Raw genomic sequence first — 22,117 nt, forward strand, 5'->3', positions numbered from 1 at the left:
TAGGTTTTAGAGAAGATGCAATAGCATATAATATTCCATAACACTGCCTTATTATGTAATCGAAATTTATAACTAATTAAACACAATTTTCAACAGAAAAAACAATCCCCTTGTCACACTAAGATTTTTTCTGTGTCTTTTATCAATATGAATAAAGCCATACTTTTTGCAACCCTTTTATGCGCTTCCATCACTCAGAGTATTTGGGCGCAACAAACCGTAAACCTGATCACCACGGATGTAGATCATTTCTGGCAGGCTTACGATAAAATCAATGCCACTAAAGATACGAGTGCACAGTACGCGTATCTTAATAAGTTGTTTCTGGAGCAAGCTACACCCGGCCAAAAGGCAATGATACAGGCAAGGAATTATACCCCCAAAGATTATCTGAATGCCATTACCCAAAAGCAAACTTATTTTAATTCCATCCGCTCCAATACGTTAAAGGCAAAAGATTATGCAGCCGCCATTGCGAAAAAAATCGACAGGCTGAAACAACTTTATCCTGGTTTAAAACCGGCAGAAATCTATTTCACGGTAGGTGCTTTTAGAAGCGGCGGAACCACTACGGGTAAAATGGTACTGATTGGAAGTGAAATTGCCATGGCTAGCGAGCATCTTGACAATTTGGTTTTCACCAACGTTCACGAATATGTACATACCCAGCAAAAAACAAACATCGGCGATAATTTATTGGCGCAATGTGTAATGGAAGGGGTTGCCGAATTTGTTTCCGAAAAAGTGATGGCCATTCCTTCTACCCTTCCTGCGCTTACCTATGGAAAAGCACATACCGAAAGCATTAAGCAGGTGTTTGCCCTTCAAATGTTCAATACCGGAAATGGATTTTGGTTATATAGTAATGCAGAAAACCAATTTGGTGTAAGGGATCTTGGATATTATGTAGGTTATGCCATTGCCGACCAATATTATACAAAAGCAACAGATAAGGTTAAAGCGATTAGCGACATGATTGAACTCGACTATAACAATACGAAAGCCCTGGCTGCCTATGTAGATCAGTCAGGTTATTTCAATCGAACGGTCAAGCAATTAAACGACGAATATGAAAAGAACCGTCCACTTGTGGTTAGTGCCACACCCGAAAAATCGGCAGATTCAGGTGATACTTTGAACTATAAATTTAAAGTCATTTTTTCAAAACCTATGGATAAACGCTTCAGAAACTTTGATTTTGGGCCTTTGGGTAAAGATAACGCCATGTTTATTAAAAACTTTATTGGATTTTCGGCAGATGGCATCACTGCCGAATTCGAAGTTCAGTTAAAACCGAACAGACAATATCAGCTAGTACTTGGAGAAAGTTTCAGGGATTTGAATGGTGCAGGGATCAAACCTTACCTGATTGATTTTAAAACCGGGGAAAAATAGTTTCCCCAACAGACGCTACACCATTATATGAATTCATTTAGACCACTACAAACAACAGGTATTGGCAATAAAATCAGTAAGGAAGCGGGTTTTTAATTGTTAAAATCAATAACTTAGTTTTATAATCTATACATATGAAACTCGTAATCACCTTATTACTTTTTGTGGCCGCTTTTGCTTGCCAGGCCCAAACCTCAAAAGAACTTATCGGAAAATGGAAGCTTGTAAAACAGACCAAAGATGGTGTGGTAACTACACCAACTGATGTTTACCAGGTTTTTGAGGAGGGCGGAGTATTTCAGGGCATCAATGGCAATAGTTCCCGCAAAGGAAAATGGAAATTATCAGCCGATAACAAAAAACTAACCGTTAAAATCAGTATTATTTCTATTGCTTTTACGGTAGATTATTTCGACAGTAAAAAGAGGACGATTAGTAGCGACCAAACAGGTACTTTAGAATATGAAAAAGTAGAGTAACCTTGCCAGCGCTCAGAATAAACTTCCCGCCCAGCCTAAAACAAAAAAAGCGAATAACTTTCGTTATTCGCTTTAAAGCTCCCTCTGCTGGGCTCGAACCAGCGACCCTCTGATTAACAGTCAGATGCTCTAACCAGCTGAGCTAAGAAGGAGTGCTGGTTGTTTCCTAAAACGTGATAATATATACTTTTCAGTAAACTTTATCCTTGTTCGTTTTGGGAGTGCAATATTAGCGCTTTTAAATTATTTATGCAAAAAATAAATCAAATATTATTTAAGAAAATGTTCCTCCGTTTAAGACGGAAGAACATCTCTTTATTTTCAAACTGAATATCAGATTGTTATAAATTTCTATTTAACAATCCAGGGCGCCAGGTTAATATCATCTACACCGTTATACTGGCGTTGCAATGCCACTTTAAGGTTATCGCCATTAGTCGTTCTTTCGATGGTGGTGTACTGAAAACGTTTCGGGATTCTTTGGCTGTTACCTGTACCCGGCCCCACTTGGAAAGCAGGGATACCTGTTCTGCGGTACTGGTAGTAGGCTTCGAAACCTGAATTACGGAAATAAGCCAGGTATTTTTGGGTAAGGATCTGTTTTAAACCATCAGCTGTATTACCAGCATATTTAACCGCAGCCTGTGCATAATAATCGCTTTCGAACGAGAAATTGATATTATAAGTCTCGAACTCGCCAAGCTTGCCATCCTTTTTAAGGAAGGTAACTACATTACTTCCATCTTTAATGCCATAAAAGGCGATAGAAGCCTGAATGCCTTTTTTATACCAGCTTTCGGCATCGCCATTGGCCCAACCACGGTTAATACCTTCGGCTTTGATGAAACACAATTCCGGGTAAGAAATAATGAAAGTATTTTCGGCGGTATAACCACTGTAATACCTGTAGCGACCAATAAGCGAATACAAACCTTTCTGTACTTTATCCAACATCACGCCCTGATCTTCGCCCGAGCTTGCACCAACAAAATTGCGGTAATCGGTAATGGCATATCCGTTAGCTTCAGCTATTCCCCTTGCCGGTTCAGCCACCATGTAAGCGCGAGGATCTTTCAGGCCAGAAAGCGTATTTAAATAAGTTCCCGCCATGTTATAACGCAAAGCATCATTACCAAAATTGTCCTTATTGTTAGGGTATTTGTTAAAACTTTCGTTGTACACAAACTGAAGGTTATCAGCCATGCTGTCCATTACAGGGTATTTGGTAGGATTATCCAATACGGCAGCAAACTGTTGTTTCACCTGCAAATCAGCATCATCAACCCTGCTGCTTAAATGGATCAACACCCTTAATTTAAAGGTATTGATCACTTTTTGCCAGGCCACCAAGTCGTTTTTAAGGTAAATATCACCCTTTAGCTCTTTATTGCCCGCAGCAATTAAAGTGCTCAGGTTTTGATTAGCTTCTTCTAACCACACCAACGATTGCTTAAAAACATCTTTTTGGGTATCGTATTTTGGCGTAAGGTTGGCTACACCTTTCAGAGCCTCCGTCATAGGGATATCGCCAACCTTTAAACTCATTTTCACAAAGAAATAAGCTTTAAAGAATTTGGCCAGGGCCAGGTAAGGTTTGCCTACTTCGCCACCTAAACGGTTGGCTTCTTCTTCCATTTTACCCACGTTTTTTAATGTGGTATAATCTAATGAAGCTCCTGTCCAATCGTAATTGTTGGTTGCATAATAAAAATAATTTGCCGCGGTGTACTGATTCCATCTTTCTGAACCCGAAAAAGGTGCTTCGTACATATCGTATAAAATACCATTCAGCACTAAGTTGGGTGGCACACTTTCAGCCTGATTTGGGTTTTTAAAGTTGTCTTCAAATTCTTTCTTACATCCGCCGCAAACTGCAACCATGATGAAGAGGAACAAAATTTTATATATCGTTTTCATAATCTTTTGTGCTAACGGTTAAAAAGTAACATTCAGGTTAAAGCCCACACTTCTGGTGGTTGGCGTTTGCAGGGTAGAAGTGCCTTCTCTGCCCGAATACTGATCTACATCCACATCGTTGTAGGTAGAATTAATGACGTACAGGAGGTTACGTCCCACTACCGAAATATTGGCCGAGCGGATAAAGGTTCCTTCCAACAATTTTTTAGGCAATTGATAACCAAAGGTTACTTCGCGCAATTTTGCATAAGTACGGCTCATCATCGTATTTTCTTTAGCACCGTAAAACACACCTAAATAATCCTGCAATAAAACAGGGGTATTATTTGGAGCGAAAGAAAGATCGCCATAATTGGTAATTACACCCGTAACCGGATCAAAATTAAGTTTACCGTTATTGGCAACCACTACCCCATCGCCTACCCATGTACCTTTATAGTTTGGATCGTTTACGTGGATATAATCCTGATACCTGGCTTCGCCCATTTTACCCTGGATGGTTTCGATCTGACGACCGCCCTGAAACGATTTCAACCTTACATAATCCTGCATTACGCCACCAACCTTACCATCTAACTGGAAGCTGAATGAGAAATTTTCGTACCTGAATTTATTGCCGATACTCCATACCCAGTTCGGATCTGCGTGCCCTAACAACTGGTTAACTGGTAACGAAATTGGTGTTCCGCTTGCGGTATGGATAACCTGTCCGCCTGGTGTTTTGGCCAGCACAGAACCATAAATGTTATCGATGCGGTCGCCTGTTTTGAAAAACTGATCAACCGATGTTTCACCAGGTGCCAGTTCCTTGTAAACCTGTTTATAGGTAGACCAGTTGATCATGACATCCCAACCAAATTTATCGGTCATGATAGGCGAACCTGATAAGCTCAGCTCTACCCCGCTGTTCTGTGTTTTACGACCGTTAATAGTATTTACATCATATCCGGAAGCTTGCGGAATACTTTGTTTAATAATTTTTGGCCCGTCGATGTACCTGAAATAAGTAGCCTCGAAACCTAACCTGTTTTTCAGGAATTTAAGATCGATACCCCCTTCGTAATTGGTTCTGCTTTGCGCCCTGATGTTATTCAGATCGATCAGGCTATTGGTATAATAAGCACCGGTTTGGTTGTTATAAGTCTGTCTGATGGTGTATGGAGAAGAAAGACCATAAACCGGCCCGCCGTAAGAAGAGCTGTATTCGGCACCATATCCTATCGGATAACTCTGCAATGGTGTTGCACCGATATAATCTTGTGTACCTAAACCAGGATCTTTAACATTGGCATACGATGCCCTTACTTTTGCAAAAGAGATAAACTCAGGCATTTTTACGTAATCAGAAATTACTGAGCTTAAGGAAACTGAAGGATAGAAAGCTGCATTATTCTTTGGCGGCAGCGCAGAGTTTTTATCTACCCGGCCAGTAGTATTGATGTTCAGGTATTTTTTAAAACTTAAATCGACCGAATAAAAAGCACTTAACACCAACATTTTGGAATTAAAATCGAAAGCTTTTACCGGATTTTTAGAGTTAGAGAAGTTATATACATTCGGAACGTTCAGGTAATCGGTAGTGGTAAAACTAGAGTTGTAACTGAAGTTACGGGCATTACCGCCACCAAAAGCACTGATTTCGAATAAATCGCCCACATTTTTGTTGTATTTTAAGATTAACTGCGTATTGTTTTCGAACATGCTGCGGCGGTCTTCCCTGTAATCGCCCAAACCTTCTTCACGACCGTATGGGTGAGCAGAAAAAGGCATTTTCTCTGTCCTTAGCTGATCGTATGTAGAAATCTGTGTTTTTAATAACACGTCCAGGCCTTTGCTTACATTATAGTTTAATGAGGCATAACCGTTAATATCGTTCTTTTTATGTCCGCGTAACCATTCGTACGACATAAAATAAGGATTATGATAACGTTGGTATTCTGCATAGATAGATTGGATGCCTTCTTTACCAGGCTGCCAGTAATTTTTCATATCGTCGATATTCCAGTCTGCACCGCCCCAAAGCGTCATGTTGTAAATCACACTGTTCGGACCATAGTTTACATCAGGAATATTATCAGAAAACTGACGGCTGTAATTGATATAGGTTTCGGCCCTTAACTTCGGAGTGATGTTATAAGAACCGCTTACGTTAAAGTTATTGATGTTTAACTGTGTATTTGGTATAATTCCTTTCTGGTAATTGTTAGAAATGGAAACCCTTAAATTGTACTTATCAGTTGCTGAAGATAACGCCACATTATTGGCAGAAAGTAAGCCTGTTTCGATAAAACGCTTTAAGTTATCCTTTCCACGGGCTACCCATGGTGTACCCTGGCGTACGCCATTTACTACGGGGCTATCGTATTGAGGAATTAACTGACCTTCAAATTTAGGGCCCCAGATGTCATAATCGCCATCATTTAAACCACCGCCTTTACCATCGCCAAAGGCATAAGCACTGTGTTCACCTGGTCCGTATTCGTCCTGGCTTTTTGGCAAAGCGATAAATCCCTTGTTAAACTGGGTGCTTGAGTTGAGTTCTACCGTAAAGCCTTTGTCGCTCAGTTTACCTCTTTTAGTGGTAATTAATAAAGCACCGTTATAAGCCTGGTAACCGTAAAGTGCAGCAGCAGCTGGGCCCTTAAGCACCGTATAGGTATCAATATCATCAGGATTGATGTTCCAGGTATCCGAATTGATCGGCACCCCATCTACCACCACCAGGTTTACATCATTTCCACGCAGGTAAAGTGATGAACGGCCCAAAAGTTCGGATGATACACCCACAGTTAAACCTGCAACTTTACCTACTAAACCGTTTACGGGGTTGGCTTCTCTGGCTTTTACCAGATCGGCACCTTTAACCTCCTGAATGGCATAACCCAGGTTCCGTTTTTCTTTACGGATACCGAGGGCGGTAACCACCACTTCGTTCAGGTTTTTGGAATCTGTTTTTAAGGTGATGTTCAGGTTTGCACCAGTAACCTGCACTTCTTGTGATAGAAAGCCGATTGAACTTACTACCAGTATTTCGCCTGTTTTGGCATCGAGGGTAAAACGGCCTGATAAATCGGTAGAAGTGGCTTTTTTGGTGCCTTTTATCAATACACTTACACCGGGAATCGGCTGCTGTGCATCATCTTTAACCATACCGGCTATTTTTGTTTGCGCCCATGTAAAACAGGGCGTGAGGCATAATAACAATAAAGCTATCATGCACATCTTCATCTTGTAGAGATGTTTCATTTATCTATAAAATTTTTATGGTTTATAGATGCAATGATAAGATGTACATGTTAGCCTAATGCCAACTTTTAGTTAACAAAACAGCCTATTTTTGTTTAGTATTTGTTAACACAATATTTTCTTAATACTTTCTGCTGCATAACCGGCGCTTGCAGTCATTCCTTTACCGCCAATAGCCGTACGGATATGGATGCAATCATCCAGATCGTAGGTAACAATGTGTTTGGTAGGGTGCTGAGGATAAAATCCAGCCCAGGTAGTTTGCAGTTTACGCACGTCGAAATCAACAATGCGGGCAGCTTCTTCCAGCATGAGTTCGTTAATATGGGTACTTAAATCAAAACCCAGATCATCAAAATGGTTTACATCAGCATATACGTGCGAATCGCCGATAATGATGGTATTATCTGCTGCTTTTTTAAACAGGATATGGATACCCCATTTTTTAAGTTCCTCGTAATGTTCGGGTGTTTTTATACTTTTAAACGAAGGACAATAGTGCTCAAAACTTTCATAACGGCGGGTAGTTAAACCGGTTAAAATATTGCCTTCTAATTTTACATCAGGCATTGGGATGCTGCGCATCATCTGTAATTTGCTCACCACAATGCCACTTTCGCTAAAAAGTTCGGGATACAGCAATTTAAACTCATAACCATTGCAGATGATTGCTTTCTCCGCAGTAAAAACTTCGGTTTTGTTTTTCAGCCCTACTTCTACACCTGTTCCTTTGCTCTCGCATGCGGTAACCGGACTATTATATTTAAGGGTGTATTTTTCAAATTTCGTTTGCATAAACTGATGCAAGCGGTGGATCATTTGATCAGGTGCAACGCTGATTTCCTGCGGGAAAAATATAGCTTCTTTGGCGTAAGAAGATTTAATTGCAGGGTATTTTTTTAAAACAGCTTGCTGATTAAGCAATTCTGTGGTATAACCGATGGTATCGTAATGTGCTTTCAACTCGTGGATCAGGGTACATTCATCATCATCTGAAGCAATGTACACGCTGCCGTTCTGCTGTACAGAAATATCAAATTCCTGCTGGATGGATTTATAAATTTCCAAACCAGCCACACCATACTCAAACCATTCGGCTTCCATGCCCGATGGCACCACCTGACCAAAGTTACGTACCGTAGCACCTACGGGAAAATTGTCTTTTTCGAGCTGCAATACCGATTTACCTAAAAGTAGGGCATGATAAGCGTGGAAAGTACCTAAAATACCTCCGCCAACTACAATAAGATCGAAATGTTTATTCATGTTTATTTATTTTTTGTATGAGATACTTTAAATGGCACCTTCACCGATGTTAATATATTTTAAAAATTATCCGTCATCCGATAGCTATCGGGTTGGGAATGACGAAACTGTTTATAAAAGCCACCTCAACTTCGTTACCATTAACAAATTCCAAATAAAAAAGTCGTCATTGTGAAGAGGAACGACGAAGCAATCATTCATGCTCTACGACCACAATAAAGATTGCTTCGTCGGCTGAAAAAGCCTTCTCGCAATGACGATAAATCTAGGATCATCACGTCCCCAACCTTTAACCATATAAGTAATGTAAGACACATATAAGCCTTAATTGCCCTTATATGTCTTAAATGGTAAAATGACAGCAGATATAAACCCATGCTTATTTCTCTGTCAAAACCAAGCCCTCCGCTTTCTGTAGCTTTTTATTTGTAACCAATGTTTTCCTCCTGAAATAAATTAGTGAGAGCACACTGCAAACCCCACCAATTAATGGAACCGCAAACAAACACTGTTTAAAGAAATGCATCCAGCTGATGTCGGTTTCTCCGAACTCGTGGAGCATCAAAACTGAAAAACTACCTACATAACCTATAGAATCGGCCACATACATAATAAAACCAATATTACTTTTGTAGTGGAAATTGGCAATCATCCGTTCAAAGAAAATCGCATTATACGGAATATAGGCCATGTATAGTCCCATCCCCAATAAAGCCATCCAGGTAATTGGTCCCAAATACCCCCGGTCAAAAAAGAAAGTACTTACACCGATCAACAGGCAACCCGCAATAATCATGATATGGATCACAGTAAAGGCTTTGAGGTTATCTTTAATCAGGATTAAAAGCCCCATCATCACCAGTACCACCACCGAAATCAGCGTGTCAATCTGGGTATAAATGTGGTTGTTATGAATCCCCAGGCCATTCCAGATTTCTACCTCAAAATTATCGCGCATATCGCGGATACAGGTTAGCAATACATAAATGATAATGGTAAGAATGATACCTGGCAAAAATGTGGTGATAAAAGCCTTCCGCTGTTTTGCATCCATCGGTACCCGCTTGGTTCGCAATGCCTGATCTTCTTTTGAAGGCGGCGGGATTACTTCCAAACAGAAAACAAACAGCAGCAGGGCAGGCAAAAATACAAGGCCAGTTAAAAAAGGCATCCAATAATCGCTCACCGATGCAAACAACATCAGGGAGCGGGCCACCGTTTTAACAAAACCCGAAGCAAAAATTAAACTGATGGACATTAACGCGCCCATAAACTCCGTTGTTTTCCTGCCTTCGAGGTAACTGAACACCAAACCCCAGATCATGCCCAATGGAAAGCCGTTAAGAAAGAGGAATACAATATTGTAAGGAGCAGGTATCAGTGCAAAACCGAGCAGCGCAAGCCACGAAAAAAGAATCAGAAAAATGATACTCCTGGCGCGGTTGCTTTTCCCAGATTCGGAAATAAAACGGATACCATAAAACTTACTAAGGGTATAGCCCACCATTTGTGCAATAACCAGCCAAACCTTATAATCGATGTGCAGAAATTCCTGATGCTCGAAAGTAGCAGATGCAAAGGCTTTCCTAAACGCATACATACTGGTGTAACAACCAAAGGCCGCAACCCCACCAATTACTGTAACCAACCAATAGGGCCAGTGCAATGCTTTTTTGCGGGCAAGATGAAGCAAACTCATTACACTATTGGGTTATTAATTTTAAATCCCCCTGCTATATTGTTGCTGGATGTTAATTTACCTAACACGATTAACCTGATTTCCATAATTACTAATATTAAAAAACAATAGTAAACAATGTTTATTATTTGTAAACAAATGATATATTATCAAATTGTTAAATCTGCCAGGCCTTGACCGCTTATTTGCTAAATGCTTCTGACACTGGTTTTCCTCTCCAGCTTTGCGGTTGTTGCAGTCCCATTAGCCAGGCAAGTGTGGCTGCAGTATCGTAAGTAATGATAACATCTTTTAATTCGTGGTTTTTGCGTACACCAGGACCAGAAATAATCCATGGAATCTGCACTTCATCAAGCGATTTACCTCCATGACCTTTACCCGTTCCCCCGTGATCAGCAGTTACTAAAATAATGGTTTCATCGGCAATACCTGCATCATTAACTGCTTTTACAATTTTACCAATGCGCTGATCTACCAGTTCTAATTGTTTGTAATAGGCTGGAGTACGGTGACCGATGGAATGCCCGGTACCATCAGGCTCATCTAAATGAAGAAAGGTAAAAAAGGGTTTTTCCTTTTTAATAATTGCCGCTGCCGTGTCGGTACAAAAATCATCTTTTTCTTTTCCGTCAACGATAATGCTCACCGCTTCTTTTTCGAACAGGTAACCAATGCCATTCCAGCTGTAAATAATTGCGGTTTTAGCGGTCTTTTTCTGATCTCTGATTACACTGAATATTGTGGGGAATATGCCGTAAGAAGTTTTGGTTACTGAAGGGATTTCGGGCACCTTGCTATCCCATTCGGTATAACCATGTTCGGTTGGGCCGGCGCCCATTAATAAAGAAGCCCAGTTAACCGCACTTGATGAGGGCAGTACGCAACGTGCCTTATCGGTCCATGAGCCATTGGCCATTAAAGCTTTAAGGTTAGGCATATTGGCTTGCTGCAGGGCATAGCCCCCAAAGCCATCGCAACCGATCAGGATTACATGTTTAATTTTTTTTGGCTGTGCCTGTGTGCACACAGCAATGCAAAGCAGTAAAATGGTGCTTTTAAGAAATTTGTTCATATTTATAATTTGCCTGCTAATATAGGCTTGGTTTATAAAGATGAAGATAAAAATTTGTTAAGTATAAATAAACTTTGTTTACTAAATTGTTACTCGAAAAAATAAATCACCAGCATCAATGCCTTGGTATCGCCAATGTTAACAGGAGTATGCGAAAGTCTTCCGTCAAAAAGCATGGAATCGCCTTTTTCGAGTATCACTTTCTTTTTCGCAAACTGGTATTCTACCCTGCCTTCAATCATGTACTTAAACTCAAAAGCTTCGGTTTTTACCATCGGGCGATGTGAATTTACTTCAAGCTCGAGCAGCACAAAATCGGCAGTAGAAAACTTGATGTTTTTGGTTAAAATACGCGAGTAATTAAAGCCAACGGCTTGTTCTTTTTCGAATTTCTGATAATTGTCTTTTCGCTTTACGAGTACGGGGGCATCTTTTTTATGAAAATTGATGTCTTTAAAAAAGCTGTTTAAATCAATCTCCAGGCTTTTAATAATATCCATCAATACCATAAGTGATGGGATGGTTCTGCTGTTTTCAATCTGAGAAATAAGGCCTTTACTTACTTCTGCCTTATCTGCAAGTTCCTGAACGGTGATGCCAAGTTCTTTACGTCTTTCTTTAATTTTACCGCTTATCTGTAAAAGAATTTCTTCCTGCATTGTTAAAATAGAGATTAATACTGCTAATGTATTATTTTATTCCTGTATTCTAAATGAAACATCATATTAGTTACACCTCACCTTGTTTAAGGAAGTGGATTTACCTGAAATAGTGCATCCTTCTCCAAATGGAGAAGGAAAGCACAGACTTTGCATTTAACCCAGCTGTTAAGCATGAGTTTAAGAAAATCGAAAGGATAAACTAGCGGTAATGGCCATGTACCCAATGGCGGCCGCCATGAGGGCCAACAACATAATAACCGGGTACCCAGTGGGCACGTGGCGCACGTGCACTCACTACGCATGCACTAAAATTTAACGCCAAAACCAATAAGAGCAACGCATTTACAATCTTTTTCATAACCTAACCTTTTAAGTAAAAAATAAATCAAGCTTTACGCTGTGTGTATAATTTGGACAGGAGGAGAATAGGAAAGGTTTAATCAGTTATTTAAGAAAGATTTTCGGTGTTTCATGGCTTCTATGGCTATCATTCGACTCCGCTACCATTGAATCCAATAACATGCCCGTCATTCCCGCGCAGGCAGGAATCTTAAAGGGCCAACATTAAGATGAAGCTGTATCATAAGTTGTAGTTCACTTCGAATTTGTCACGTTGAGCTTCCCGATAAAAAATCGGGACAAGTAGTCGAAACGCTTTGTAAGGCACTTAAAACAAGTCCTTCGACAAGGTCAGGACAACAATTCTATCTTTATGATACAAACCTCATGACGATTCCTCGCAGCCTATCATTTCTCCTAAAATCCCAGGTCATTTATCTTCATGAAATCAATACACCTTCATCATTTGAAAATGAAAGCTGGTATTTCATCGGTAGCCGTAGTCCTTCTTTCCGTTACAAGTTCGCACTCGTGCCTCGCTTACGGGCTTTTCACTACAATAAGGTTTATAGTTTACAGCTTTTGCAGTAAATAAAATTATTACTATGGGTACTCACCGCTAAACAAAAAACGGCCTGACCTTTATCAGGCCAGACCGTTATATATTTATTTAAAAAAAGATTAGAAGCTATATCTCAATCCCAATTGCATCTGATAACGTGATGCAAAGAAATCTTTTGAATAAGAGGTTACATCTTTTTGAGCAAAGGTATAAACCGGATAAGCTGTTGGTGTACCTGCCGTTTGAACTTTGATACCCACACTGGCCATAGAGTTATAAGTATTAGGAGAAAAATACTGAATTCCCCAATCTTTATTCACCAAATTGGTCAGGTTAATGATATCGTAAGTTAAAGTTAAAACATGTGGATGTTTTCCTCTTGCCACCTGAATATCCTGAGAGAAACGGAAATCAGCCTGAACATTCCAAGGAGTACGTGCACCATTACGCTCTGTAAAATCGCCACGACGGGTACTTAGGTATTTATCACCGTTGATATAGTTATCAAAAGCTGCAGCCTGTGCAATTCCATCTGGTGTATTAGCAAAGAATTTCTGTGTTTCGCCTACAGCTGGCACATACATTAAACTTACTGTTTGTCCGGTGCCGTTGATTCTGGTGTTCACTAAGCCCAATGAGTATGGCGAACCCGACTGACCGCTGAAGAACAACGAGAAGTTAGATACATATTTACCATTTTTGGCCCAATCTAACCTGTAATTGATGGTCGAGATAATCCTGTTGCGGATATCAAAGTTAGAATAAGCCAAACCTGGGTTATTTGGATTAAGCGCCTGATTTAACTGCCAGTTAGACTCCATCGAGTTACGGATACCATTGGCAATATCTTTCGATCTTCCGTAGGTATAAGCCACCATCATATCTAAGCCGATAGGAAGTGATTTACTTACCTGTGCTGTTAAACTGTATTTGTATCCTTTATCTGTATTTGATAAAAGGTAGGCATTGGTATATAAAGGATTAATTTTGGTACCTGAATAAATTGGCATCTGTTTCTGTGTATCATAAACCATGTATTTTGGATTATCTACATAGTTGATCTGTTGAAACTGCACATCTTTGATCACCTGGCTAAAAATTCCCTCAACTGTAAATTTCCACTGGTCATCAGTTTTATAGTCGAAAGCTAAATTACTTCTCCATGCTTTTGGCATTTTAAAGTTATTGTCAACTAAATCTACCTGCGTAGCGCCACTTGCATCTTTAACATTTACGCCCTGGTTAGCTACATAACCTGCTTCGCCATTACCAGTTAAAGCATCTTTAATCGGATCGGAACCCGCAGCTGGTTTCACGATTTTAGTCGGATCTGTACTTGTATAAACGTACGATTTATCGAAAGCACCATAGTTTACACCATTATTGTAATAAGCATAACCGATCCATGCAAAAGGAACACGACTGGTAAATAAACCGGTACCACCACGCATAACCAAACTTTGGTTACCCAATACATCGAAGTTAAAACCAACACGAGGAGAAATCTGGATTTTGTTCAGGAATTTTCCGGTAATTGATGATGGCTGCGTGTAGGTATAAGTTGTACCATAGTTGGGATCAACAGGAGAGTTTGTTGTTTTTGAACTCAATGATGGCATATCTGGCAAGTTTGCCATATCAAAACGTAAACCCGGTGTTAATTTAAAACGGTCGCCAATGCGGATTTCATCCTGACCGTAAACACTGTACATGTTCACATTAAATTCTGCAGTTGGGTTGGCAATAATGTTATCGCGGCTGTTATCATCATAGTTGTAGCTGGTACGCACCCTGTTTGGCTGGTTAGCCAGGAAATCGGCAATACTGCTATAAGCCACACGGCCATTCCATGAATTTACAAAACCGTAGTTGATTTTATAAAATTCGTTATGTGTACCAACGGTAAAAGTATGGTTACCGGTGCTGTAAGTAAAGTTATCGGTAAATTCGAAAGTGTTCTGTTTCATGTTGAAGATACTGGCCTCACGGTCTGTACCTAAAAACAATGTTCCACCGTTTGAAGCAATCTCAATCTGTGGCAAAGCCGGATTAGAAAGCGGATCACGGTAATCGTGAACGGTAGAATAACCTACAATTAAGTTGTTGGTAGCTGAATTACCAAAACGGGTTTTCAGATCGGCAACAGTTGAAGTTTGGTTGTTGTTCTGTTTGAAATCGATACCGCCAAACCTGAAGTTAGACTGATCTCTTTCTAAGTTTGTTGCTTTCGAAATAATGGTGTTATTTCTGATGGTTAACTGGGTGCTTTCGCTGATGTTCCAATCTAAACGGTTAAAGAATTTGTTAGATTGTGAATAGATATTGTAATCACCGAACGAACCTGCATCAACACCATAAGCATTTTTCATGCGATCTGAAATCTGTTGTGCTTCTGCCAAAGTGAGCAATTTCATATCTGATGATCCTGCTCCTAAAATTACCGGATCCTGACGGCGGGTAATCTCCTCATTAGTGAAGAAGAACAATTTATCTTTAATAATCGGGAAACCTACACGGAAACCAGTTTGATAATCGTGAAAAGCAGAAGGCTCTTTGCTGTTATCGCCAATTTTGTTTCTCCCGATCAGCGAAGCGTTACGGCCATAACCATAAACCGATCCCACTACTTCGTTGGTACCACCACGTGTAACCGCGTTGATGCTGCCACCTAAAAAGTTACCCACTTTAACATCGTAAGGAGAAAGTAACACAGTAACATCCTGGATCGCATCAAGCGAAACCGGGTTAGTACGTGTACTGCTTCCAGGCATGCCCGAACTTCCGCTCTGGCCACCTAATGAAGGACTGAAACCAATGGCATCATTATTAATCGCACCATCGATAGTTACGTTATTGTACCTGAAGTTGGTACCACCAAAGGTATTATCTTTACTGCCCTGAGGTGTTACACGGGTAACGTCCTGTAAGCTGCGGTTCATGGTTGGTAAGGTTTTAATCTGACCTTCACCAATGCTTGTACCTGCACCAGATTTTGTTCCGCCTTTTTGGCCTTTAACACTTACTTCTGCCAACTGGTTGCCCTGCTCCTGAAGATCGATATCGAGTTTTACGTCATTACCAAGGGTTAAATAAATATTTTCTTTTACTACCGGACTATAACCAACAAAGGTTACGGTAATTTTGTATGGTCCGCCCGGGTTTAAGTTACCAATGCGGTAAAGGCCGTTTTCGTTTGACGAACCTTTAGAAACTGTACCGGTAGGAACGTGCACCATAACGATGGTTGCACCTGGGATGATACCTTTGTTATCCTTAATCTTTCCATTAATGCTAGATGTTGTAACCTGTGCCTGAGCAAATGTGACCAGGAGCACAAAAATACTTACTAGGGATAGTATACGTGATTTCATTTTCTGTTATTTTATTTTGGTACAAAACAACAGCCTTAATGTTAATTCAATATTAAGAGCAGATTAAGTTTAACCTTGAATTAACACTATGAAAATGAGAATTAAATAATAGGAAAACAATTCCTTAACAGCCTTTCTGAGGCCGGAATATGATGAAGAGCGATATGCTCAAATATCAAACTGAAAGATGAAGATTTGATGAAGATTTGATGAAGATTTAAAACAGTCCGAAGTCTTTAGTCTGAAGTCCATAGTCGATAACCGATTTAAAAAATTACCAATGAACAATTTTCAATTGGCAGTTTCTATATCTGCTAACCAACAAACAAATGACCGATGAACAACTGAACCAATAAACCTATCTATTATCTTTGCTCCATGACAATAAGATTAGCCGTTACAAAAGATATCCCTCAAATTATGCAGCTTGTAAAGAAGGTTGTACCCTTAATGCGTGCCGCCGGAAATTTCCAGTGGGGAGATGATTATCCAAATCCTGAAGTTTTTGCCAGGGATATTACTATCGGTCAGTTATGGGTAGCAGAATTGGAAAATCAGATAGTCGGGGTTTCGGCTATTACCAACGATCAGGATCCTGAATATGAAGATGCCGGTTGGGACATTACTGAAAAAGCGATTGTTACACACCGTTTGGCTGTAGATCCCGATTGCCAGGGCAAAGGCATTGCCAAAGCCTTAATGCAACAGGCAGAGGTGGTTGCCAAAGCAAATGGCATCAACATTTTGAGGGTAGATACAAATAGCGAGAATAAAGCCACTCAGGCGCTTTTCCCTAAATTAGGTTATACTTTTAGTGGCGAAATTGGTTTGGCCAAACGCCCTGGATTGCGGTTTTTCTGCTATGAAAAGCTATTATAAAATTACACCCTAAGCAAACCGCGGAAAGCCCTTGCGGCATAATATGATTGTGCACCGTTATGGTAAACAAATACATGATCATAACGGCGATCGCCAAATAAGGCACCGCCATGTTTTCTGATTGCGGACGGGGTAACTAACCAGCTTGAAGTTTTAGTATCGAATTTTCCGAGTTGTTGTAAATAACGGTATTGTTCTTCTGTTAACAGTTCGATCCCCATTGCAGCGGCCATATCAACCGCATTATTTTCGGGCTGGTGTTCTTTTCTCGATTCAAGCCCTTCACGATCGTAACAAACACTTCTGCGGCCTTTAGGGCTTTCGGCCGAGCAATCGTAAAAAATATATTCATCAGTAGCTTCATCATACTCCACCACATCAGGTTCGCCGCCGCTAATTTCCATTTCATCAAGCACCCACAATTTTTCTGGTTTGGCTGTTAACCTTTCCTGTACTTTATTCCATTCTAAAGTTTTGTGCCGGTTTATGTTTTGCTCGAAACGGAGTTTTAAAATATGGAGCAGATCTGATGTTTGTACTGCGGATAGTTCTTTTTTATTTGTTTTGCTCATATTGGTATTAAATTTATTGCCACGTTTTTGAAAAATATCAATTTTTATTTGGAGCGCAATGCCTGTTCAACACATTAAATGTCTTCCCGTTTTCCGCTTTTACGCTTCGCTTACTCATACCTCGTTGCTGCAGGGTAACGCTTCAACCGGGGCTAATTGGCCAAAACAGCTTTCCATTTTTGAGGTTGCAGGGTGCACAAACCCTTATTTTTAAACCCGACAGCAGCGGCAGCCTCCGATTTTTTCTATCGGAGCTATAGCGAATGGCGGGACTCAAAACCGCCAAGAACCACAAACCATCCATTTCCCAATAAAAAAATTAACCATGTAAGGAATATAAGGGGCACATAAGCTTATATTTCTTTAAAAGTCCACCCCCTAAATCAAACTTATTTTTTAAACTGAATTAATGTATCATCAATCAAATGTGCTATCGATAGAAAATTATTGGCTAATGATATAATTTCATTTTGAAAATCATTCACATCGCATTTTACCCAACCCTCCATTAAAGTTAGCGGACCAAACTTTACACTCACATTTGACCATTGCTGTTCAAAAACCTTAAAATCAGCTCTGAAGGCATCTGCAAACTGCCTGCTTTGTATTGCGTAACCTTTAAGGTGCCGCAGTTTAAATGCATGGATGTTATAATAAATCTTTTGTTCTTTAATTATGTCATCATTTACCCAAATGGAAAAAAATATCCTTGATTTGGCGGTTAAAGGATCTTGCTCCTCACTCGCCCACGATTTTTTATAGAGTTTTAAAAATACCGAATACATAATCACTCCAACAGCGGCCTCGATTTCTTTTTCGCGAAGCAGTTTTTGATCCAGCTGATCGGCTGCTTTTTGAAATTTTGCTAAGTAAGATGCAGTATCCATATTGTTGTTTTGGAATAAATTTAGCAAAAATTTGGAGCAGACTGATTCCATTACATTTATTGTGCAATCAGATGTTACCATCTGACTGTAGTCTAATTCACAAAATGGAAATTAATTAAATAGAAATGCAATGGTGTCAGATGGTAACATCTAACACCACAAATAAAACTAATCATCCAATCCTTTACCACTCAAAATCTTTGGCATATATTTCTCCACCCTTGCTTCGCGGGTTTTCGATTGTTTCGGTGCCGAAAAATGTAAAAGGTATCCCCTTTGCCTTCCAGGAGTTAAGGCCTCAAAAGCTGCTTTTAGATCTGGAATATGATCCAGTTTATTTTGGAACTCAGCAGGAATACTGTATTCCGTTGTTTTTTTCAGTTCTACTTTTAATCCTGCCTTTTCTACCTCGATGGCCTGCAAAATGAAGGACTTTAAGGTTGCTTTCATTTCTACAATCTGTAATGCATTGGTAAAACGGATCTGCCTTGCCGATTGCACGTTTTCCGTTTGCTGAATCAAGATACCTTCGCGATCTTTTAATAAAGCACCTTTGAAGAATAAAAAGGCACAATATTCTTTAAAATCGTGGATTAAAACAATGTTGTTTCCATCCAACGTATAACACGGGCAACCCCATTTTAACTCTTCGGTTAGTCCACAATCAAGTGCAATCGCTCTTAATAAATTTACTGCTTCCTGCCATTTTTTGGCTTTATTAAAATAAAAATCAACTTTAGGGTTCATCATATTATAGATTAGTTGAAACAATTTTTCTTTCTGCAGGCCTGAAATACCACGAAAGCACTATTAATACCAACAATAACATCGGCCCGAAATATCCCGAAAAGCTATGGTCAGCTACCGCAATATGCGAAAAAACAGCACCAGACATCGCAAAGAAAAAACCTGCATAAGCCCATTCTTTTAGTAAAGTAAATTTAGGAATAAGGATAGCAATAACACCTAAAACTTTCCAGATGCCCAATAAAGTGAGGAAATAGATCGGATAGCCCAATTGGGTAAAAAGCGCTACCTCTCCTTTTACTTTTAATAACTGCACAATGCCTGTAGACAGCATGCCCAGGGAAAGCCAAACCGTGGCGATCCAATAGATAATTTTGTTTCTCTTTGTCATGATCTGTTATTTTAATTGACTTACAATATTTTCCAAACGGTTATGTGCCATATTAATACCCTGAGCAAAAGGTAAGGCCAGGATCTGATCCCTTAAACCGACCGATTTGTATATCACGTGCATGGTGAGTTTGCTCCTGTCATCCGTCAGTTTTTCGAAGGTTAAAAATTCAAGCTGGGCGGCAAAAGGCGTATTTTCCATTTCAAATGTCCGTGTAATTTTCTCTTCAGGCACAAATTCGTGGATTACACCACTGGCTACAAAGGCTACATTTCCTTTGTTATCTGAAGTTTCGAAAGCGTAACTACCATGTTTTTTATTTTCGAGTTTAAGTACCTTAGTGCCCATCCATTGTGCTACAATTTCGGGCTCTACATAAGCTTTAAATAGCAATTCAACAGGAAGATCAAACTCCCTCGTAATTACGATTTCCTGTTTGCCATTTTCGGCATCAATTTTTGTTTTCTGCTCCATTTGGTTCTATTTGGTTGGTTTATAATTTTTCATAATATCTTCCAGTTTGTTAAACCGATCATCCCACATCTGGCGGAAAGGTTCGATAAAATCAGCTATTTCTTTCATCTTTTTGGCATTGGTATGGTAATGCACTTCCCTCCCGTTCTGTTTCTGCTCCAGCAATTCGCACTCGGTCAGGATCTGCAGGTGTTTGGAAACTGTTGGTCTGGCGGTATCGAAATTGGCCGCTATAGCACCAGCTGTCATCGATTGTGTGGCTACCAACACCAATATGGCCCTACGTGTTGGGTCGGCAATGGCCTGAAATACATCTCTTCTTAAATTCATTATGTAGCTATTTGACTACAAATATAAATGTAGTCATTTAACTACGCAAATTTTTAGGAAGTTTTTTTTAATCGATTAAATTATAGATACGTCATTTCGGCCGTAACCTGTCCCAACTATTCGGGACTGCACTCCAGTCGAGATGACGACCTGACTTTGAAAGCAGTGGAAAAATTTTATAAAAAAAGTGATCTGTTAAAAAACAGCCTATGAGAGTTTTGATGTTTCGCTATTGAATACAACAAAGGATCAGCCGAATTTATCAATCATATAAGAAATATAAGGCCATGTAAGCTTATATGCACCTTCAATGCCTTATATGGTAAGCCTCTCATTTGGAAAGCAGTGGAAAAATTTTATAAAAAAAGTGGTCTGTTAAAAAAACAGACCACCAGAGTTTTGATGTTTCCGTCCGTGGAGACACGGACCGAGGCTTGAAGTAATAAGTTTGTATTATTTAAAATCCGGTATTGGGAATAAATATCCACCGAACAGGATGTACGACCACAACAGCGTCCAGAAGATGTTGAAAATCTGAGCGGTTACAAAAGTAAATGCCGGCCGGCCTCCTTGTAATTTAACGAGTGACGAAAACTTAGCTTCCATACCGATAGAAATAAAAGCAATAGCGAACCATACGGTACGCAAGCCATTTAATCTTGGCGCAACACTTTTTGCAGTTGCAGGCGATAATAAGAAAGAGAACACCAATGATGCGGCAACAAATCCCAATACAAATTTCGGAAAACGCTCCCATACAATTTTAAGTCCGGGGCTTTTAGCTTTAGGCAAAACTTCGCCAGCTTCTCCTTTTGGTTTTTTATAGGCCCACCATATTGCAATAAAAAATGCCGCGACACCGATAAATACATTCTGAGAGAATTTCGCAATTACACCAGCTTTAACAGCAATCGGTCCAACCAAATCGCCTGCAGCGGTAACCGTTGCAGTGGTATCTAACGTTCCGCCCAACCAGGCGCCGCCAATTACTTCGGGGATGTGAAAATACCTTACCGCCCAGGGTTGGATGATCATCATCGGGATGGCCATAATCAACACCAATGTGGTCACGTAAGATAGTTTACGTTTGTCGCCATTAATTGCCCCTGCTGCAACAATAGCTGCAGAAACACCACAGATGGATACAGCAGAGGCTAAAATCACACCAAATTCATCATCTACTTTTAATTTACGGCTTAGCCATAATGAGAAAAACCAAACGGCCGTTACTACGATAACCGCCTGTACAATTCCCGGCAAACCTGCTTTGATCAAATCGGCTGACAAAATCGTGGTTCCTAAAATTACGAGGCCGGTTTTAATATAAAATTCAGATCGTACGGCTTCTTTTAACCATTCGGGCAGTTTTACCACGTTACCCAACAGGATACCGATCAACAAAGCAAAAACCACATATTCCAGTCCGAAATAAGATACGTTTTTGTTGCCGCCAATAATAAAGGAGATGATTGCAAAAAAGTAGATCAGCGAAAAACCGGCAGCAAACCTGGCTACATTACCACCCGAAAGGCCGATGGCTATGGATGCAAGCGCCAGAAAAACCGCTCCTGTTTCTAAAATGAGTAATAAATTTGAGCCTGAAAGAATTTTACCAAACAAATCTTCCGAAGTAGCCCATTTATAAGCGGGTAAAGTAATTGTTGTACCGTTATTGGTTAAATAAAGTACTGTGGCAATAATAATTGTTCCTAAAATTACCGCCCACCAATCTTCGGTAAGCGATTGTAAAAATGTTTTTTTGTCGGGCGTTATCCCTGCATCTGTTAAAGCTCCTGTAGTTCCCGAAGCATTGTTTTGTGTTGACATCG

Annotated in this window: 18 protein-coding genes and 1 tRNA gene; 3 read left to right on the forward strand and 16 right to left on the reverse strand. The window is 39.9% G+C overall.

Features of this window, described 5'->3' with window-relative positions:
• Positions 1 to 147: 147 nt before the first annotated feature.
• Both U859_RS0103225 and U859_RS0103230 read left to right on the forward strand, forming a co-directional pair.
• A complete protein-coding gene (locus U859_RS0103225) occupies positions 148 to 1,395 on the forward strand; it encodes an Ig-like domain-containing protein (RefSeq protein WP_025141998.1) in 1,248 nt (415 codons plus the stop codon).
• 134 nt (positions 1,396 to 1,529) lie between these two features.
• Positions 1,530 to 1,874: a lipocalin-like domain-containing protein gene (locus U859_RS0103230; RefSeq protein WP_025141999.1), complete on the forward strand. Its 345-nt coding sequence runs from the start codon at positions 1,530 to 1,532 to the stop codon at positions 1,872 to 1,874.
• Positions 1,875 to 1,952: 78 nt separating this feature from the next.
• Here the strand turns inward: U859_RS0103230 and U859_RS0103235 are convergent.
• The 9 genes from U859_RS0103235 to U859_RS0103275 form a co-directional block, all read right to left on the reverse strand.
• Positions 1,953 to 2,026: transfer RNA gene (locus U859_RS0103235), tRNA-Asn, on the reverse strand.
• A 199-nt stretch (positions 2,027 to 2,225) separates the two neighbouring features.
• Complete coding sequence (locus U859_RS0103240) at positions 2,226 to 3,791, reverse strand: SusD/RagB family nutrient-binding outer membrane lipoprotein (protein ID WP_025142000.1); 1,566 nt, start codon at positions 3,789 to 3,791, stop codon at positions 2,226 to 2,228.
• Positions 3,792 to 3,809: 18 nt separating this feature from the next.
• A complete protein-coding gene (locus U859_RS0103245) occupies positions 3,810 to 7,037 on the reverse strand; it encodes a SusC/RagA family TonB-linked outer membrane protein (RefSeq protein ID WP_084153008.1) in 3,228 nt (1,075 codons plus the stop codon).
• Between the two features lie 105 nt (positions 7,038 to 7,142).
• Positions 7,143 to 8,303: a TIGR03364 family FAD-dependent oxidoreductase gene (locus U859_RS0103250; protein WP_025142002.1), complete on the reverse strand. Its 1,161-nt coding sequence runs from the start codon at positions 8,301 to 8,303 to the stop codon at positions 7,143 to 7,145.
• Positions 8,304 to 8,682: 379 nt separating this feature from the next.
• On the reverse strand, positions 8,683 to 10,002 hold the full coding sequence (locus U859_RS0103255) for a DUF5690 family protein (protein WP_025142003.1): 1,320 nt from the start codon (positions 10,000 to 10,002) through the stop codon (positions 8,683 to 8,685).
• Between the two features lie 181 nt (positions 10,003 to 10,183).
• Positions 10,184 to 11,074 (reverse strand): alkaline phosphatase, encoded by an 891-nt coding sequence (locus U859_RS0103260; protein WP_025142004.1) that lies wholly within the window; start codon positions 11,072 to 11,074, stop codon positions 10,184 to 10,186.
• Positions 11,075 to 11,163: 89 nt separating this feature from the next.
• Positions 11,164 to 11,733: a helix-turn-helix domain-containing protein gene (locus U859_RS0103265; RefSeq protein ID WP_029985414.1), complete on the reverse strand. Its 570-nt coding sequence runs from the start codon at positions 11,731 to 11,733 to the stop codon at positions 11,164 to 11,166.
• 202 nt (positions 11,734 to 11,935) lie between these two features.
• Positions 11,936 to 12,094 carry a hypothetical protein gene (locus U859_RS32160; RefSeq protein ID WP_205314364.1) on the reverse strand — a complete coding sequence of 53 codons (159 nt, stop codon included), beginning with the start codon at positions 12,092 to 12,094 and terminating at the stop codon, positions 11,936 to 11,938.
• Positions 12,095 to 12,756: 662 nt separating this feature from the next.
• A complete protein-coding gene (locus U859_RS0103275) occupies positions 12,757 to 16,008 on the reverse strand; it encodes a TonB-dependent receptor (protein ID WP_025142005.1) in 3,252 nt (1,083 codons plus the stop codon).
• A gap of 378 nt (positions 16,009 to 16,386) precedes the next feature.
• On the opposite strand from U859_RS0103275, the gene U859_RS0103280 reads away from it, so the two are divergent.
• Positions 16,387 to 16,887 (forward strand): GNAT family N-acetyltransferase, encoded by a 501-nt coding sequence (locus U859_RS0103280; RefSeq protein ID WP_025142006.1) that lies wholly within the window; start codon positions 16,387 to 16,389, stop codon positions 16,885 to 16,887.
• 2 nt (positions 16,888 to 16,889) lie between these two features.
• On the opposite strand, the gene U859_RS0103285 is transcribed toward U859_RS0103280, so the two are convergent.
• From U859_RS0103285 to U859_RS0103315, 7 genes are all read right to left on the reverse strand, one after another.
• Positions 16,890 to 17,459, reverse strand: coding sequence for a DUF4256 domain-containing protein (locus tag U859_RS0103285; protein WP_025142007.1), 570 nt, complete (start codon positions 17,457 to 17,459; stop codon positions 16,890 to 16,892).
• A gap of 389 nt (positions 17,460 to 17,848) precedes the next feature.
• Positions 17,849 to 18,346: a hypothetical protein gene (locus U859_RS0103290; RefSeq protein WP_025142008.1), complete on the reverse strand. Its 498-nt coding sequence runs from the start codon at positions 18,344 to 18,346 to the stop codon at positions 17,849 to 17,851.
• 168 nt (positions 18,347 to 18,514) lie between these two features.
• Positions 18,515 to 19,096 (reverse strand): YdeI/OmpD-associated family protein, encoded by a 582-nt coding sequence (locus tag U859_RS0103295; protein WP_316931553.1) that lies wholly within the window; start codon positions 19,094 to 19,096, stop codon positions 18,515 to 18,517.
• Between the two features lies 1 nt (position 19,097).
• Positions 19,098 to 19,484 carry a DoxX family protein gene (locus U859_RS0103300; protein ID WP_025142010.1) on the reverse strand — a complete coding sequence of 129 codons (387 nt, stop codon included), beginning with the start codon at positions 19,482 to 19,484 and terminating at the stop codon, positions 19,098 to 19,100.
• Positions 19,485 to 19,490: 6 nt separating this feature from the next.
• Positions 19,491 to 19,958, reverse strand: coding sequence for an SRPBCC domain-containing protein (locus U859_RS0103305; RefSeq protein WP_025142011.1), 468 nt, complete (start codon positions 19,956 to 19,958; stop codon positions 19,491 to 19,493).
• Between the two features lie 6 nt (positions 19,959 to 19,964).
• Positions 19,965 to 20,288 (reverse strand): ArsR/SmtB family transcription factor, encoded by a 324-nt coding sequence (locus tag U859_RS0103310; protein ID WP_025142012.1) that lies wholly within the window; start codon positions 20,286 to 20,288, stop codon positions 19,965 to 19,967.
• A 453-nt stretch (positions 20,289 to 20,741) separates the two neighbouring features.
• The gene (locus U859_RS0103315) at positions 20,742 to 22,115 is read right to left on the reverse strand and encodes a YeiH family protein (protein ID WP_051584642.1); all 1,374 of its coding nucleotides are present in this window, start codon (positions 22,113 to 22,115) and stop codon (positions 20,742 to 20,744) included.
• Positions 22,116 to 22,117: the final 2 nt, after the last annotated feature.

The organism is Pedobacter jeongneungensis (assembly GCF_000633455.1).
Classification (GTDB): Bacteria; Bacteroidota; Bacteroidia; order Sphingobacteriales; family Sphingobacteriaceae; genus Pedobacter; species Pedobacter jeongneungensis_A.

Coding starts and splice junctions, on each gene's coding strand:
- U859_RS0103225 (WP_025141998.1), top strand. CDS start 148: ATGAATAAAGCCATACTTTTTGCAACCCTTTTATGCGCTTCCATCACT.
- U859_RS0103230 (WP_025141999.1), top strand. CDS start 1,530: ATGAAACTCGTAATCACCTTATTACTTTTTGTGGCCGCTTTTGCTTGC.
- U859_RS0103240 (WP_025142000.1), bottom strand. CDS start 3,791: ATGAAAACGATATATAAAATTTTGTTCCTCTTCATCATGGTTGCAGTT.
- U859_RS0103245 (WP_084153008.1), bottom strand. CDS start 7,037: ATGAAACATCTCTACAAGATGAAGATGTGCATGATAGCTTTATTGTTA.
- U859_RS0103250 (WP_025142002.1), bottom strand. CDS start 8,303: ATGAATAAACATTTCGATCTTATTGTAGTTGGCGGAGGTATTTTAGGT.
- U859_RS0103255 (WP_025142003.1), bottom strand. CDS start 10,002: ATGAGTTTGCTTCATCTTGCCCGCAAAAAAGCATTGCACTGGCCCTAT.
- U859_RS0103260 (WP_025142004.1), bottom strand. CDS start 11,074: ATGAACAAATTTCTTAAAAGCACCATTTTACTGCTTTGCATTGCTGTG.
- U859_RS0103265 (WP_029985414.1), bottom strand. CDS start 11,733: ATGCAGGAAGAAATTCTTTTACAGATAAGCGGTAAAATTAAAGAAAGA.
- U859_RS32160 (WP_205314364.1), bottom strand. CDS start 12,094: ATGAAAAAGATTGTAAATGCGTTGCTCTTATTGGTTTTGGCGTTAAAT.
- U859_RS0103275 (WP_025142005.1), bottom strand. CDS start 16,008: ATGAAATCACGTATACTATCCCTAGTAAGTATTTTTGTGCTCCTGGTC.
- U859_RS0103280 (WP_025142006.1), top strand. CDS start 16,387: ATGACAATAAGATTAGCCGTTACAAAAGATATCCCTCAAATTATGCAG.
- U859_RS0103285 (WP_025142007.1), bottom strand. CDS start 17,459: ATGAGCAAAACAAATAAAAAAGAACTATCCGCAGTACAAACATCAGAT.
- U859_RS0103290 (WP_025142008.1), bottom strand. CDS start 18,346: ATGGATACTGCATCTTACTTAGCAAAATTTCAAAAAGCAGCCGATCAG.
- U859_RS0103295 (WP_316931553.1), bottom strand. CDS start 19,096: ATGATGAACCCTAAAGTTGATTTTTATTTTAATAAAGCCAAAAAATGG.
- U859_RS0103300 (WP_025142010.1), bottom strand. CDS start 19,484: ATGACAAAGAGAAACAAAATTATCTATTGGATCGCCACGGTTTGGCTT.
- U859_RS0103305 (WP_025142011.1), bottom strand. CDS start 19,958: ATGGAGCAGAAAACAAAAATTGATGCCGAAAATGGCAAACAGGAAATC.
- U859_RS0103310 (WP_025142012.1), bottom strand. CDS start 20,288: ATGAATTTAAGAAGAGATGTATTTCAGGCCATTGCCGACCCAACACGT.
- U859_RS0103315 (WP_051584642.1), bottom strand. CDS start 22,115: ATGTCAACACAAAACAATGCTTCGGGAACTACAGGAGCTTTAACAGAT.